Raw genomic sequence first — 16,508 nt, 5'->3', positions numbered from 1 at the left:
GGTGCTAATTAATAATCTATTGGTCTGTTTCGAGATCTGCCGTTAAAGAGCTGTCGGCAGGTCTCTCGCCATTCTGTAAATCAGCAATGGTCAGGCCAAAATTCATTTCTAAATGGGGGTAATCTTTAAATCCCTTCCAATCGCCGCCCCATTCAAAACCTAATGTTTTGGCCATTTTTACTACCTCAGCCCAGTCGGCTTTTCCATTTCCATTTCGATCATATTCCCTATCCCAAATTACATCACCTGAGGGGGTCTCTAATGCAAAATCAATGGCAAGCCCATAATTGTGATAGGACTCTCCTCCTTTGGCATTAGTGACAATATTTCCATCTGTTGTCCGGCCTTGTTCATAAAGTTCATCCTGGTCTTCTGCACTACGGAAACTATCCGTAATCACTACCACAATCCCCTTTTTTGCCGCCTGCTGAATTAATTGTTCGGTCCGTTCCTTTACAATCGGATTGAGCTCAGTCGGCATGGGAACAGACTGTTTTTTTGGTGATTCCGTTGAGGGTTTAGAATCCAAATAGAATAGGATGAAGATCAATACAAGAGTTAAAGTAAATAGTACACTTCCTATCCGTTTTAGCTTCAAGATGAAAAGTCCTTTCAAAAAATTATTTTATTAAAGTATGACGCAAAAAATATTGTCGTAGTTTCGTATATTTATATTGATAAATATATTATGCCTTTCTTTATTATAGCTTAAAAAATTATCGAAAAAGGTAACTAAAAAAGGAATTTTGAGGAAATTAACAGAATTTCCACGGAAATATGTTGAATTTTTGCGGTATAAATGAAAAGTCTGCGAAATTCTAGTCAGAATCGGCAGAATCCCAAATGAGGGAACATCGCTCAGCGCGCACTAAAGTACTTGAGGAATGAAAATCGACATGAAAAGGAGTATAATATTTCTAAAATTAAAGTAATTATTGAGAAAAAGGGCGTGAATTTGATTTTGCTTCAATCAGGTGATTCACTTTTTAAAATGCCATCTTTTCGGAACTATTGGGTTTCGAGAATTTTAGCATCAACCTCATTTCAAATGCTGTCCGTCGCCATCGGATGGCAAATGTATGATTTGACACGTGACGCTTTTAGTTTGGGTTTAGTGGGTCTTGCACAGTTTATTCCAATGGTATTTTTGACCTTTGTAGTTGGGCAAGTGGCAGATCGGTTTGACCGTCGAAAAATTGTTTTCTTTTGCCAAATTATCGAAGCGTTCATTGCTGGATTGCTCCTTTATGGCAATATTGACGGCTGGCTCGGCAGAGACCAAATTTTGGTGGCAGCGGCCATTCTTGGATTTTGCCGGGCGTTTGAAGGTCCCACCTCATCAGCGCTATTACCGCAGTTGGTTCCGAAAAAGATGCTGCAGCAAGCTATTTCTTTAGCCACCACTGCAGGACAGACTTCCCAAATATTGGGTCCAATGATTGGCGGTTTACTTTTCTCAATTGGAGCTTCATATGTATACAGTACGGCAACAATTGCGCTCTTTGTCGGAGCTATTCTAACATTTATGATTCGTCCGGAACATGAATTTGTTCGTAAATCGGAGCCAGTTTCGCTGCGTTCGATTTTTTTAGGCTTAGAATTTATTTATCGCCATCCTGTTATACTGGGAACGATTTCCCTTGATTTATTTGCTGTCCTGCTCGGGGGGGCGACGGCACTTTTACCGATTTACGCCCAAGATATTTTACATACGGGTCCTTGGGGCTTGGGGTTAATGCGGACTGCGCCGGCAGTGGGAGCATTAATCGTTTCATTGGTACTGGCTTATTACCCGCTTAAAAACAATATCGGACTTAAATTGTTCGGTGCACTGGCGGTTTTTGGCTTGGCCACAATGCTCTTTGCCCTTTCAACTAGTTTAATCGTTTCCTTGTTTGCTTTATTTTTAATCGGAGGTTCGGATGTCATCAGCGTGGTGATTAGGTCCTCACTTGTCCAACTGCAAACACCAGATGAAATGCGCGGCCGCGTGAATGCCGTGAACTCACTCTTTATCGGGACGTCCAATCAGCTTGGGGAATTTGAGTCGGGAACGGTGGCCGGTCTGATCGGCACGGTACCTGCCGCCTTTATAGGAGGAGTTGGAACGATTATTGTTGCCGGTCTGTGGATGTATTTGTTCCCTTCATTGAGAAGAATTCGATCATTGTCGGGGAGTTAATAACGCAAAGAGATTGGAAATCCAATCTCTTTTTTTGAATTAAAAATTAATAATAGCTGCGATTATGACACAATTTTTTTCATAATGAAAGACCTATTATCAGATACTGCTTTATGATAGAGTAACCTAATAATAACTAATTAAAAGGTGATCTTATGAGTAAAGGATTTAAAATCGAATCTCCCAAAATCTCAGCCAACTTAAGTAAAACTAATTTCCATGATCTTTATCATGAAGAAGAACCGCAGTTAATCAACTGTATGGTTACGGGATCTCGAGCAGATGAGGTCGAAATTAATAAACTTATTCTTTCGGGAGTTGTCTTTAAAAATGTAACGTTTCTTGATGCTAAGCTCCATCGGATTGATATGACGGATGTTGTTTTTGAAAACTGTGATCTGTCTAATGCCAGATTTAGTGAAGGAATCATCCACCGCGTTACCTTTAAGGACTGCAAATTAATGGGCGTCGACTTCTCAGATGCAAATTTGGGAAATGTTACATTTGAAAACTGTTTGGCGAATTTCATCGAGTTCGTCGATGCGAGTTTAAAACAGGTGGCCTTTCACCAAAGTTCGTTACAGAGCGCAAATTTCTATGATAGCAAGCTTATCAAAGTAAAGTTAACGGAATGCGATCTTAATGATGCTCATTTTGAACAAACTCTGTTAAAAGGGATTGATATTAGTACTTGTCGATTTGAACGACTAAACGTATCGATTGAAAATCTAGCTGGGTGTGAAGTCTCGCCTGAACAGGCAATCGGGTTTGCTTCATTGATGGGGTTAAAAGTGAAACAATAATAGACGGCTTACTTAAACGATGCTTACTGGAAAGGGCATCGTTTTTGTGTGAAATGGGTTTAAAAAAGATATCTGGGTGATTGGTCTACACCAACTCACTACTAAAAAGTTTTGAACTCTCTTAATCTTTAGACTAGAATAATATTAAAAGCGCTTACTTTTTAAACTGATCTCATAGAGGATGTGTTAGCGTGACTGTTATAGTTTCGGAAGAAAGTTACAGCCTTGAGGAGGTTGCTGATGACCGGAAGATAATCACATCTGCGTCTGTTTTCGGTATCCTCAGGCAGCAGCTTGCCAAAAATATTGGGATTAAGAGAATTAAGGGGTTCTTATTTCATTATGGCTGGGAAATGGGTGTGAAAAATGCTAAAGAAGCGTTGCAAACCGAATCCTCTCTCGAATATCTCATCAAGAATGGACCGATCCTTCATATACTAAATGGCCATATAAGAGGGATCAAGCATGAATGTAATTTTGATGTGGATGAGAAGCAAAGGATCAAACATTTTCATTCGTTCGGAACTTGGATAGATTCTTATGAGGCCGAGGAACATTTAAAACGATTTGGAATATCGAATGGTCCTGTCTGTCATACCTTAATCGGTTTTGCGAGCGGTTTTATGACGACCATCTTTGGAGAACCTCTTCTAGCTAGAGAAATTACCTGTGTTGGGAAAGGGGACTCGAAATGCTGCTGGGAGATGAAGTCAAAAAAAGAATGGGAAACAGAACTTCAAGACGAGCATGAGCTGGATTTTTATAATGAAACACCGATTGTGAAGGAACTAGAGTATACGTATGATCAGCTCCTGGACCAAAAAAACGTGGTCACACGTTTGGCTAATTTTCAAAACAAGCTGACAGAAGAGATTATCAATGGCACTGACTTGCAGACGTTAGCCGATATGGTCTATGAAATGGTTCAAATCCCCATTATCGTGGAGGATACCGCTCTTCGCACAATAACTTTTTCAGGCCTTCCAGAGGAACAATATTTGCTTGTTAAAGAAGAGTTCGAGTGTTATCGCCAAGCCAACAGGCTAGAAACCAATCCATTTTTCCCTTTTAGAAAAAAAATCATCAAAACTGAAACTCAGGAACGTCTCATTACCCCAATTCTATTACAAAAAGAAGTAATCGGTTATTGCAGCTTTGTCTATGATCAGATAGGCCATCACCATGAAGAGGATTATTTGTTCTTAGATCGTTTTGCCAATGCTGCCTCTCTTATTCTCTTAAATGAAAAAACCAAGTTTGAAACCTTTGAAAGAATGAAGGGCAGCTTTTTAGAACAAATCTTAGAGGGCAGGCTGCCTGGAAATGAGATATCAAAGCGAGGCAAATATACAGGCTTAGATCTTGAGCAGAACTATTATATATCGGTAATGGAATATAAGAAAATACAGGGTTCGATTGAAGATGAATTCCTTTTGCAGGAACAAGTCTTTGAAACCACCTTTCGTTATTTTAAGGAAAAAAAGCATAATATATTAGTAGGACATCGGGACGGCAACTTGGTGTTATTGATTACAAATGAAACGATCGATAAAAAATCTATCTATGATGTGATGCAAGAATATATTAACTATATGATTGGAAATTATCCTCAAGGTCAATTTAAGATGGGCATCAGCCGTTTAGGTGACGATATACACCAAGCCCCTAAATGTTACGAAGAAGCTGCGATTGCCTTACGTTTAGCGGTAAAGAAGAAGATTGTTCCCTTTCAATCCCTAGGAATCGTCGGTGTGCTGATAAACTCGAAAAATATCAGTGGGATTCGAATGATTGCCGAGCAGGAGCTTGGTCCTTTATATAACTTAGAAGATCCAAGAATGGTCGAACTTCTAAAAACTTTGTATAGTTTTTTATTAAACGGTGGAAAGCTTGAACAAACGATGAATGATTTAGCCTTATCCATGAGCGGTCTCAGGCATAGGGTTACTCGGATAGAAAGCTTACTAGAAAAAGATTTACGTGATCCCAACGAAATGCATCAATTACTTTTAATTATAAAATCGTTAATTGCGATGGGGGAACTCAGTTTAGATTAAAAGCCGTCCGGCTAGACCGGATGGCTTTTTCTACGAGATAAGAAAGTATAATTTTCGACTTCGTGAATTGTCCAGCTCCAGGCGCCATCGGCTCGAGGTCACAAGCCAATCCGTCCAAAAGGTTAAAAAACAACCTTTCGGCCGGCTCGTCTTGTGCTTGACGCCGATAGGCGGGCGCCTTGCGCTTTTCTAATATATGATGAACATTTTTTGTCTAATTAAATGAAAATGATGAGCAATAATTGTTCTAGAATGAGGATTTTGAATTTTATACAATATTTACAAGGTTAATATATTAAAAACCCAAGTTGAAACGAAGATGTAAGCGATAACAAATTTAATTCCTAACGGACAGTAGTCCACAATCACTTTATTATTAAAAAACGGAGAGGTGTAAAAGAAATGGCTAGTTTCGTATTAAAAGGGGAAGATGTGACCGTCGAAGAATTATTAGCCGGCGCAGAGCAAATTGGAAAATTAGCGGAGCAGGAAGCCTTAGAGGCTGAGAAAAATGCCACGATATCACAAAATGTTGTGAACTTGATTAAAGAAACACAAATTGCACGGATGATGCTTCCAAAAAAATATGGCGGACCACAAGCAGATTTGAAAACATTTGCCAGAGTAGTTCGCAAGGTGGCCAATTATAATATTTCGGCAGCATGGCTGACATACTTATATCCACTCCACAACATGCTTCCAGCCTTTCTTCCTGAAAAGGGTGCAGACGAGATTGTCAATCATGGCGGATTAATTGCCGATATCTTTGCTGCCTTAGGTAAAGCAGAACGTGATGGAGATGGCTATCGCATCAGTGGTAAATGGAGTTTTGTAAGCGGAATCAATTACAGTGACTGGGTTGGCGTTGGAGTGATGATTCAGTTCCCTGAAAGCGAGAAACCAGTATACTGCCTGCCGATGTTAAAAACTTCTGAAGTGGAGGTAATCCGCAATTGGGATACATTTGGATTGAGAGGATCGGGAAGTAACCAAATTATTGCTGAAAATGTATATGTCCCAATGAACCGGATTTTACGTTTGGACCAGGCAGAACTTACTCGAAGACCACCGCTTGAAGAATACGATGTGGACTATCCTTTCTATCATGTCCCATTCTTTCCTTCCTTCTATGTAGGGTTCGGCTACATGGCACTGGGCGGGGCAGAACGGATGCTTCAGGAATTCAGAGTGCTGACTGAAAAACGAGTGCGCTTAATGGATGGAGTAAGAGAAAGTGAGTCACCTAGAAGTCAGCGGGTATTAGCAGAAATGACAACAGATTTTCACATGGCAGAGGCATTATTGGAAAAATATATTGACCTGCTTGAAAACTATGAAAAAGATGGCTGTAAAACACCGCCTTCTGAATTCTTTGCCATTCGTACAAAAGCGATTAAGCTCTGCACAGATATTGCGGTAAGATCTCTGTTAACTCTAGGAGGAGGCGCCCTTTATAAAGGCGGCCCAATGGAGTTATTCCTACGGGATATCATTGCTGTAGCTACACATAAGACATCATTATATGAAGATGCTGTTGCAGCATATGGTAAGGATTTGTTCGGTTTTGAAAGTGGAGTTAGAGGATAAAGAACTACAAATTTAAGTTTAACAGGGGGATTTTTATAATGGATGATCGACAGTTTCGCAGTGCGATGGGGAAGTTTGCAACAGGGGTAACCGTTATAGCTACTGATGTAGAAGGTGATGTCCACGGAATGACAGCGAATGCGTTCATGTCCGTATCGCTTGATCCAAAGCTTGTGGTTATTTCTATCGGAGAAAAAGCAAAAATCTTAAACAAAATAAAAGAAAGCAAGATTTTCACTGTTAATATCTTAGCTGCTGATCAGCAAGAGCTTTCCATGATTTTTGCCGGGCAATTGAAAAAGGAAGTAGTGTTTGACCGCCTTGATGGAAAGCCTGTTTTACCTGGTGCCGTTGCCCAAGTTGCCTGTGAAGTATCTTCTGAGCATGTGGAAGGGGACCACACCTTGTTTATTGGTAAGGTCACTGATATTCACCTTGAAGATGCAGAGCCATTGATTTTTTACAGTGGAAAGTACCGTTCATTAGTAGAATTAGAGCCTGTGAACATTTAAGAACCGTGAGAGGAGACTGTTATGGAAACAATTCGTTTAAACCGGAGTAATTTGGCAGAATGGCAGAGAAAGGCGACGCCAAATGTGATGGCACTTGGTTGTTTCGACGGTCTCCATCATGGACATTGTGCAGTCATCAACACCGCTTTTCAAAAGGCAAACGAAAAGCAAGTACCATTAGCTGTCATGAGCTTTTTTCCTCACCCCAAGACTGTTATCAGTAATGGGAAAATACACGTGCATTATTTAATGCCGCTTGCTGAAAAAGAGACGAAGCTCAGGAAAATGGGTGTCGATACGTTTTATATTGTTGAATTTGATAAAGACTTTGCTGGGTTAGCGCCAGAACAGTTTGCTGCGCAGTATTTAAACGGCCTTGGGGTTGTTCATGCAGTGGCCGGATTTGATTTTTCATATGGTGCTCGCGGGGCGGGAAATATGGATCGGTTAAAGAGCGACTCCGGCGGCCGGATAGATGTCACAAAGGTAGCAAAGGTAGAGCTTAGGGGTGAGAAGATTAGCAGTTCCTGTATTCGCGAACGGCTGTTAAACGGCAAAGTTGCAGAACTGCCCGATTTACTTGGTCAATTCTATGAAACACAGTGCGAATGGAATGGGGAGAAATTCATCTTGTATCCGTATTATACTCTTCCAGGGCCTGGACGATATCGGGTTTCGTTGAATAATCTGAGCGGTTCTGTTCAAACGGAAGTCACCGTCATGAACGATGGCACTACGCTGAAATGTACGGATGAAATTCCTTTCATAGGAAAATTATCGATAGTCTGGAAAAAACAAATTGTTAAAGCTAGGAAACTACGAATATCTTAAAATCTGAAAAGGAGATGATCGAATGGCTAAAATTATTGCAGGCGTGGCCATGTCACATAGTCCGATGATCATGACAAATGAAGAGGGAGGCGGAGAAAAAGGACAGCGTTTCCTTCAAACAGCGGCTGAAATGAAGAAATACCTCGAAGCTACAGGAGCCGATGTGATGGTATTAGTGTCTGATGATCATTTTAATAGTTATTTCTATGATCATATGCCTTCCTTTACGATTGGAATTGGTGAGTGTGAGGGCTGGGGAGACTGGCAGCTGCCTAAATACATTATCCCCGTCCAGCAAGACCTGGCAAAGCATATCCTTCACACTGGTTTAGAAAACAATGTTGATTTAGCGTTTACGTTAAAAATGAAGGTCGATCACGGTCATACACAGGGAATTTACTTTTTAAATCCTGATCTTCAAATACCGGTTGTTCCGATTGCGGTTAATACGTCTGCTCCGCCGCTGCCAACAATGGATCGCTGTTTCCAAATTGGTGAAGTCATCCGTAAAGCGATTGAATCCTGGGATGCAGATCTTAAGGTTGCGATTGTCGCTTCAGGTGGATTATCTCACTGGGTGCCGATTCCGAAGATTGAGAGCGAAAAACCGGAAGACCAATTCTTGGTTAATGTTTTAAAAAATGGCCGTCAGGAAATAGAGCAGCTTGATACCTATTTAAAGTTAAGGGAAACAAATGTAACACGAATTAAATCAGGCCCTGTTAACGAACAAATCGATCGGGAGTTTTTACGATTGATTACTGAAAAAAATTATGCAGCATTAAGAAACTGGAGTGCGGATTATATTGAGGAAAACCTAGGAAATGGCGGTCAGGAAATTCGCAATTGGCTTGTCCTGCTTGGTGCACTGCAAAACTTTGATACGAGTGTTGCTTGTTATGAGCCAATTCCGGAATGGGTAACAGGGATGGCGATTGTACAATTTAGACAGCCGGTTGAACAGAAAGATCCAAAACCATCATCAGAATACGAAGTTAGCATTTAAGGGGTTTATTGTTTTAAAAAAAAGGAGAGATTTAAATGACGATTTGGACTGACTTAGCTGATTTGGAATACAAACTTTATTACGTAAATGCAAACGATATTAAAACAAGAGTACTAGAAGCTGGGACAGGGGAGCCGTTGATTCTGCTTCATGGTACTGGCGGTCATATTGAGGCATATGCTCGAAATATCCGAGGCTTGAGTGAACATTTCCGTGTAATTTGCATCGATATGGTCGGACACGGATATACAGCCAAACCAGATTGCCAATATGGAATTGATTATTATAGCGAACATTTATTAGGAGTTATTCAAGCTTTAGGTTTAACAAATGTATATCTATCTGGTGAATCATTAGGCGGCTGGGTAGCTGCGTGGTTTGCAGCTGAGCATCCAGAGTATGTAAAAGCGATGGTATTGAATACACCGGGCAACGTTAATAACAAGCCTGAAGTCATGCAAAAACTAAAAGATTCTACATTAAAGGCAGTTCTTGAGGCCAATTATGAGAATGTTAAAACTAGACTAGAGTGGTTAATGTATGACAAGAGCCAAGTCACCGATGAATTGATTGAAGCTCGTTACAAAATTTATACGCAAGCTTCTTACCAAGAAGCCGTTCATCATATTGTCTGCTTGCAGGATATTGAAATTAGGAAGTTATACAGCTGGGAACCATCATGGTGCGGCAAAATCAATGTTCCGACTTTGTTAGCTTGGACAGACCATGACCCAACCTCTACTGTTGAGGAAGCGAAACCAATTCAGGATATGATTCCCAATAGTGAACTAGTTGTCATAAAGGATGCCGGACACTGGCCGCAGTGGGAGAAACCTGAAGCGTTCAATGCTGTATTAACAGACTTCTTATTAAAAAATGGTAAAGAAGCTGTTAAGCAGGATGAGACACTAGTAACAAGATAATAGAACCAACTTTTGAGAGCACTATTAAATTGATTCATAGTTTAACATGATTTTGAATCTATCCAATAGTGCTCTATTTTTTATAAAAGGAGTTTTTTCTATGAGTAGTAATCAAGTCATTCATCGTGCTCAACATGTTCATGAGCTTTTGCAGCAGGCTGAAGCAGCAAAGGAATCGATCACACCTCTATCAGAAATCTATCCAGATTTAACGATGGAAGAGGCGTATCAGGCCCAGCTTTTAGGAATTGATCAGAAGGTTCAAGGCGGACAGAAGGTTGTTGGAAAGAAGATTGGGTTAACCTCTGTTGCCATGCAGCAGCTGTTAGGTGTCGATCAGCCGGATTACGGTTTTCTTTTGAACTCCATGGAAGTCAGTAATAATGGGGTGATCCATTTAGATGATTTGTTCCAGCCAAAGGTGGAAGGTGAGATTGCCTTTGTACTCCGCAAGGATTTGAAAGGGCCTTCTGTGACAACCGAAGATGTTATTGATGCGACAGATTATGTAGCACCAGCCTTAGAGATTGTTGACAGCCGGATTACGGACTGGAAGATTACCTTGGCCGACACGATAGCCGATAATGCATCGAGCGGATTGTTTGTCATCGGCGATGAGCGGTTTTCGCTCACAGATATGGATCTGCCATCGATTGAAATGAATTTGTTTAAAAATGGTCAATTGATCAATACAGGATATGGCTCAGATGTTTTAGGCCATCCTGCTAAATGTGTGGCTTGGCTGGCAAATAAGCTTTCCGAGTACAATGTGGTGTTAAAAGCAGGGGAGATTATTTTATCTGGGGCATTGTCCGCAGCGGTAGCAGCTGAAAAAGGAGATCGGTTCACAGCCGGATTTTCTCATATCGGGAAAGTTGAGGTTACATTTAAGTAGACATAACAGGACCTTTCCTTAAGGGGGGGAAGGTCTTGAAAATAAGTAATAATGAGTAAATTTTAAGGAGGTCCATTTATGGGGGAAAAGAAAAGTGCGGTATCTAAAAGAGCATGGGTGATCATCTTTCTGTTATTTTTATTAACAGTCATCAGTAATGCGGATAAAGCGATTGTTGGATTTGCTTCCGTTCCTATTATGAAGGAATTAGGATTAACTCCCGAGCAATGGGGAGTTGTTGGAAGTGTTTTTTTCTTACTGTATTCACTTTCAGCAGTTTTAGGCGGCAGCCTTGCAGATAAGATTGGAGCGAAAAAAGTAATTGCTGGAATGGTAGCAGTCTGGTCAATCGTTCAATTCTCGACAATATTTGTCAGCAGTTTTGCGTATTTATTGGTAACTAGAATTATTTTAGGAGCTGGAGAAGGGCCTTCATACGCTTTAGCGATGACAGCTGCCTCAAAATATCTTCCAAAAGAAAAATTAGGTATTGGCTTAACAATGGTTTCAGTTGGAGGTCCGCTTGGTGTCGCCATTTCAGCCCCTATATTAATGCACCTCATCATTAGTTATGGCTGGCGTTCAGCGTTTATCACAACCGGAGTTGTAGGCTTTCTTTGGATTTTAGTGTGGTTATGGATCGCAAAAGAGAAAGCGGTTACAGATACGGAACTTGCTACAGAAAAGGATAGTTCACAAATTGTATCGAACGAGTCAAAATTCACCTCTGCTCTATTCTCGAAAAACTTCATCTTTGTCGCATTATGTGGTTTTGCCACTTATTGGTCCTTTACGATTGGGCTGAACTGGCTTCCGAATTATTTAGAAAATGTCCGCCACCTAAGCGAAGGTACTTTAAAAATTGTTGTAGCACTGCCTTGGATTATGATTACCCTTTCGCAAATTATCTTTTCAACAATTTCTGACCGGCTTTACCATAAGACGAAAAGTGTGGTGAAGGGCCGAATTTTTGTCCTTGGACCAGTCATGTTAGCTGGAGCAGTCAGCTACTTTTTTGGAGCGATGGTCAGTTCGAATATTTTAGCCATTGTATTATTATCGCTTGGGCTAACATTTGGATGTATTACCTTGGTTATGGGACCAGCTATTTTAGTAGATTTGGTTTCACATAAGCACCAGGGTAAAATTCAAGGCTGGTTCATGGCACTTACTTCATTAGGCGGCATTGTAGGGCCATATGTAACGGGTTATTTCATTGAACACTCAACAAGTCCAGCAGCTGGCTTCCAACGTGCGTTCCAGCTTTGTGGGTTAATCCTGCTTGTTTTCGGTGGATTAGTTTGGCTGGCTGTTCGTCCGAAAAACTCAGAAAATTCAGCCCTATTAAATGCAAATACATCAAAAGTCTTGTAAAATTAACCAATAAGTATAAAAAATGGAGAACAGTGTCTGAAACTGTTCTCTTTTGAACTAATTTTTAAAAAAGAGAGGGATGACACACATGGGTTTGCAAGTGGTACGTTTTAAAAAGGATAATCAAGAGCAGTGGGGCGTTGTTTCAGGAGATACCATCCTCGTATTACAAAATGTTTATCGCAGTTTAGCTGAGTTTTTAGAAGTAGGAACGGAAGAAGCTAGAAGGATAAAGGAAGAAGGATCTGCAACGGCTGTTTCATTTGCTGATGTGGAGATCTTAAGTCCTGTCACTAAACCAGCACGATTTATTTGTCAAGGTACAAACTATGCCTCCCATCGTGCCGAAGCAGGACTTGAAGCCAACCGGCCTCCGTTTAACTTGTTTTTCAGTAAAGCGGATAGTACGTTATGTGGGGCGAACAGTGAAATTATTCGTCCCGATCATGTGAAATTATTAGATTATGAGATTGAACTAGGGCTCATTATAGGTAAAGATATTACGGGGCCTGTTGAGGTGACGGACAATAATCTTCATCAATATATTGCCGCTCTCGTGATGGTGGATGATGTCTCTGCCCGTGACGTCCAGTTTACGGAAGGCCAGTGGTTAAAGGGGAAAAGCTACCGGACGTTTGCCCCTGCTGGTCCAATTCTGTATTTACTTGATCAAGATGAAGTGGCAAAGATTCATAATTTAGAATTGAATCTTTGGGTTAATGATGAGTTACGCCAATCTGCTAATTCAAGTCAGCTGCTTTTTAAACCGACAGAGACCTTGACAGAGCTATCCGAAATGATGGATTTATCAAAAGGGGATTTAATTATTACGGGGACAACTGGTGGAGTGGCTTTAAATCTTTCTCCAGAAGTCAATGAACAGCTTGCCAAATCCTCTTTATCTGCTCAGCAAAAGCTGGAGATTTTATTAGCAAGCCAAGCCAATAATGAACGATATCTAAAGGATGGCGATATCATCCGCTGCCAAATCAAAAGTCCGGACGGATCCATTGATCTGGGTGAACAGCAAAACAAAGTGGTGACAGGGAGTAAAAAGCCTGTCAGCCTATAAGCTGCTGCGAAGGCGAACAGTGCTATGAACTGTTCGCCCTTTTATTTTTTACTACGCTAGGATTACCTTTATGAGAGGCAACAAGGTGGAACTCAATGAATTTTGGTTTACCGGATTCAGCTCCATCTTTTGTTTTGCAATCTGTACTCTTTTAGCTATATATCCACCTTTTTTTTATGTGTAATAAGATTCCCCTTTTGCTAATTTTCATTATTCATTCCCCCATATCTCTAGACTTCCATAAAAAACCAGTATGATTAGTTTGATGAGGACCGATGTTTCTAAGGAAATTCTAAGATTGCAAAGCTAAACTGTTCTTGTGTAGAAGTTTTGACGATACAATAGGAGGATTTGTGAAATGAAAAAAATGAACAAAAAGTGGGTAGCCCTTTGTTCTACTGCAGTTGCGGCAGTGTATACCGCAGGATTTTATACAACTGATACGCAGGCTGTCAATAATCAGCCAATTCAACATATAGCAAAAAACGTTCAAACCACGAGCCAAACAGGAAATGGGACTAAAGGCAGCAGCAATCAAGTTAATAACCTTTATAAAGATGGAACCTTTACTGGTGCTGGAATGAATCGGCGTGGTTCCATTGATGTACAAGTGACCATTAAGAACGATCAGATTATCGCTGTTAAGATTAGTGATTTTGCCATGCATTACTCGGAAAGAGACGTAGTAGGCCTGCCAAATGAAGTCATGCAGAAGCAAAGTGCTCAGGTGACGAATGTTTCAGGAGCTACCTACAGTACGCAGGCATTTGAAGATGCTGTACAGGATGCGCTTAACCAGGCCCAGAACGAGGTGGGTTAACATGAGAAAAACGAAATTATTTATGGATACCTTTGTTGATATACAGGTTGTTACAAGAGAATCGAGGGATGTGACGGAAGCAAGGATTGAGCGAGCGTTTAACGCTTTTCAAAAAGTAGAACAAGCCTGCAGTCGTTTTACATCATCAAGTGAATTAATTCAGGCTACTCAGGCAGTTGGTACTCCAGTTCAAATTAGTCCCTTATTTTTTGAACCTCTTCATTTTGCAATTGAATTGGCGAGGTTGACGGATGGGATATTTGATCCGGCGGTGGGAAAAGTGATGGAACAGCAAGGATTTAATCGCCATTATCTAACAGGGGAAATAATCGAGAGTCATTCAGCGGATACCGTTACCTATCAAGATATATTCTTAAATGAACAAACGCGAACCTTAACTTTAAAAAAGCCTTTAGTTATTGATTTAGGTGCTGTTGCTAAGGGATTTGCAATCGACTTGGCTGCACACGAACTGAAGGACTTTGAGGGATTTGTAGTTAACGCTGGAGGAGACCTATTTGCAGGCGGGCTCGATGAATACGGGCAGCCGTGGAAAATAGGGATACAGCATCCATATCAAAAAGGGCAGTTGATTGAAACAGTTGAGATTTCTGATGAGGCGATCTGCACATCTGGAAGCTATGAGCGCAAAAATCTAGTAAAACCAGATTTACATCATTTAGTGAACCTCAAAACGCATCAATCACCCAATGAATGGGTAAGTGTCAGCATTATTGCTCCATTCGCCATGATGGCAGATGCCTTTTCTACGGCTTCCTTCCTGCTTGGTGGGGAAAAGGCGAAAGGATTTTTAGAAGAGATGAATTTAAAAGGTATACTGGTTACACCTGAATTACAAATGGTTAGAGCAGGAGGAATTTAAGTGGAAGCAAATAAATGGTTAAAAACACCAAAGGGATATGTCACTATTGCCATGGCTGCTTATTTAATCATTGCGTCAGTCGGGGCAAAAACCGTAATGGGTATAATAAATAGTCTAGTTGCCGTTATGGTATGTATTGCTATAGACAGGCTTTATAGTAAATTGAAAAATCGAAAGAGCAGCAGGGATGCTACTGTTATTACGGGTTTAATTATATCTTTAGTTTTAAGTGTAACTACTCCTTGGTACATGGTAGCAGGAACTGCTGTTATTGCGATCTTGTCTAAGCATATTTTGGTGTATAAGAAGAAACCAATTTTTAATCCAGCTGCGTTTGGGTTATTCCTTTCGGTTTTTATTTTTCATACAGGACAAAGCTGGTGGGGAGCTTTTGGGGATCTTTCGTGGTGGATGATATCATTATTGTTGATTGGCGGCTACATTGTAACGGAACGGGTTAATAAATATCCGCAAGTCTTTTCCTATTTAGGAACCTTTTTTGTATTGCTGTTTCTTATGGGCTGTTTCGATATAGGGGGGGCAGCGGATGCACTTCGACCTCCATTTATTAATGCGGCATTATTTTTTTGCTTTTTTATACTTACGGACCCGCCTACTTCACCTGCTAAATATAGCAAACAAGTCGTGTTTGGTGTTCTTTCAGCGATTTCGGGAATCATTACTTATGGGCTTTTTGGCGGCTTAACTTATTTGTTTGTCGGTCTGTTTGTAGGGAATATTTATAGTTATTACCAAAAACGTTCCTCTTCGAAAGGTGCTGGTCTTAGGAATCAGGTAAAACCAGTTCAAAGGGCTCTAAGAAGCTAATAATCCAAAGTTGGAAAGACTAAATTTTTTGGAAATTTTTAAGGAGTTGCAGGGAATAATGCGTGTATTGGTCGTAGAAGATGATTTACCTTTAAGACGAATCATTTCAACTATTTTAGAAGATGAAGAATATGAAGTAGACCAAGCAGAAAATGGAGAAGAAGGGTATTTCTTGGCATCATCATTTGAATACGATTTAATTACACTTGATATTATGCTCCCAAAAATGGATGGGTTCTCCTTAATAAGAAAGTTACGGAGCGAAGGATTTCAGACACCTACCTTATTTCTTACGGCTAAGGACCGAATTGAGGAACGAGTAAAAGGGCTCGATCTTGGGGCGGACGATTATATTGTGAAACCTTTTGCTACCGAAGAGTTCTTGGCGAGAGTCAGGTCGCTCCTTCGCAGGACCGGGAAGATGGGATTAGAGGGGAAAATGATATATGGTCCCATTCGCTTAGATACAAATCAGCATGAAGGATTTATTCATCAAGAAGTGTTGAAATTGACAATTAAGGAATTTGAATTACTCATTTATTTGATTCAAAATAAAGAACAAATCCTCACGAGGGACCAAATTTTTCAAAGAGTATGGGGGATTGAATCAGAAACGACTGACGCGATCGTTGATCTTTATATCCACTATTTACGCAAAAAGTTAGTTCCTTTTGGTTATGATCAGTTGATTCGGACTATTCGTGGTGTGGGATATATGTTGAAGGAGTAGTCAAT

Annotated in this window: 16 protein-coding genes; 15 read left to right on the top strand and 1 reads right to left on the bottom strand. The window is 40.4% G+C overall.

Annotation, left to right across the window (positions count from 1 at the left end; translation table 11 throughout):
* Nucleotides 1-16 precede the first annotated feature (16 nt).
* Nucleotides 17-598 (bottom strand): M15 family metallopeptidase, encoded by a 582-nt coding sequence (locus AAHB15_RS06790; RefSeq protein ID WP_342042039.1) that lies wholly within the window; start codon nt 596-598, stop codon nt 17-19.
* A gap of 351 nt (nt 599-949) precedes the next feature.
* Here AAHB15_RS06790 and AAHB15_RS06785 point away from each other — a divergent pair, with 351 nt between their 5' ends.
* The 15 genes from AAHB15_RS06785 (at nt 950) to AAHB15_RS06715 (ending at nt 16,503) form a co-directional block, all read left to right on the top strand.
* On the top strand, nt 950-2,182 hold the full coding sequence (locus AAHB15_RS06785) for an MFS transporter (RefSeq protein WP_342042038.1): 1,233 nt from the start codon (nt 950-952) through the stop codon (nt 2,180-2,182).
* A 155-nt stretch (nt 2,183-2,337) separates the two neighbouring features.
* Entirely contained in the window at nt 2,338-2,985 is a 648-nt protein-coding gene (locus AAHB15_RS06780; protein ID WP_342042037.1) for a pentapeptide repeat-containing protein, read from the top strand.
* A gap of 191 nt (nt 2,986-3,176) precedes the next feature.
* Nucleotides 3,177-5,042, top strand: coding sequence for a XylR N-terminal domain-containing protein (locus tag AAHB15_RS06775; RefSeq protein ID WP_342042036.1), 1,866 nt, complete (start codon nt 3,177-3,179; stop codon nt 5,040-5,042).
* Nucleotides 5,043-5,444: 402 nt separating this feature from the next.
* Nucleotides 5,445-6,629: an acyl-CoA dehydrogenase family protein gene (locus AAHB15_RS06770; protein WP_342042035.1), complete on the top strand. Its 1,185-nt coding sequence runs from the start codon at nt 5,445-5,447 to the stop codon at nt 6,627-6,629.
* Between the two features lie 38 nt (nt 6,630-6,667).
* Nucleotides 6,668-7,141, top strand: coding sequence for a flavin reductase family protein (locus AAHB15_RS06765; protein ID WP_342042034.1), 474 nt, complete (start codon nt 6,668-6,670; stop codon nt 7,139-7,141).
* A gap of 21 nt (nt 7,142-7,162) precedes the next feature.
* On the top strand, nt 7,163-7,972 hold the full coding sequence (locus AAHB15_RS06760; RefSeq protein WP_342042033.1) for an FAD synthetase family protein: 810 nt from the start codon (nt 7,163-7,165) through the stop codon (nt 7,970-7,972).
* A gap of 22 nt (nt 7,973-7,994) precedes the next feature.
* Nucleotides 7,995-8,978 (top strand): DODA-type extradiol aromatic ring-opening family dioxygenase, encoded by a 984-nt coding sequence (locus tag AAHB15_RS06755; protein ID WP_342042032.1) that lies wholly within the window; start codon nt 7,995-7,997, stop codon nt 8,976-8,978.
* Between the two features lie 35 nt (nt 8,979-9,013).
* Nucleotides 9,014-9,901, top strand: a complete 888-nt coding sequence (locus AAHB15_RS06750; protein ID WP_342042031.1) for an alpha/beta fold hydrolase — start codon at nt 9,014-9,016, stop codon at nt 9,899-9,901.
* 100 nt (nt 9,902-10,001) lie between these two features.
* Nucleotides 10,002-10,796: a 2-keto-4-pentenoate hydratase gene (locus tag AAHB15_RS06745; protein WP_342042030.1), complete on the top strand. Its 795-nt coding sequence runs from the start codon at nt 10,002-10,004 to the stop codon at nt 10,794-10,796.
* A 78-nt stretch (nt 10,797-10,874) separates the two neighbouring features.
* Nucleotides 10,875-12,170, top strand: a complete 1,296-nt coding sequence (locus AAHB15_RS06740) for an MFS transporter (RefSeq protein ID WP_342042028.1) — start codon at nt 10,875-10,877, stop codon at nt 12,168-12,170.
* Nucleotides 12,171-12,258: 88 nt separating this feature from the next.
* Nucleotides 12,259-13,242, top strand: coding sequence for a fumarylacetoacetate hydrolase family protein (locus AAHB15_RS06735; RefSeq protein WP_342042027.1), 984 nt, complete (start codon nt 12,259-12,261; stop codon nt 13,240-13,242).
* 358 nt (nt 13,243-13,600) lie between these two features.
* Complete coding sequence (locus tag AAHB15_RS06730; protein ID WP_342042025.1) at nt 13,601-14,062, top strand: FMN-binding protein; 462 nt, start codon at nt 13,601-13,603, stop codon at nt 14,060-14,062.
* Between the two features lies 1 nt (nt 14,063).
* Nucleotides 14,064-14,945 (top strand): FAD:protein FMN transferase, encoded by an 882-nt coding sequence (locus AAHB15_RS06725; protein ID WP_342042023.1) that lies wholly within the window; start codon nt 14,064-14,066, stop codon nt 14,943-14,945.
* Entirely contained in the window at nt 14,946-15,773 is an 828-nt protein-coding gene (locus AAHB15_RS06720) for an RnfABCDGE type electron transport complex subunit D (protein WP_342042021.1), read from the top strand.
* A gap of 58 nt (nt 15,774-15,831) precedes the next feature.
* Nucleotides 15,832-16,503: a response regulator transcription factor gene (locus tag AAHB15_RS06715; RefSeq protein WP_342042020.1), complete on the top strand. Its 672-nt coding sequence runs from the start codon at nt 15,832-15,834 to the stop codon at nt 16,501-16,503.
* Nucleotides 16,504-16,508 lie beyond the last annotated feature (5 nt).

Source organism: Bacillus sp. OTU2372 (genome assembly GCF_038440275.1).
GTDB lineage: Bacteria > Bacillota > Bacilli > Bacillales > Cytobacillaceae > Neobacillus > Neobacillus bataviensis_B.
This window is presented reverse-complemented; position numbering and strand designations above follow the sequence as displayed.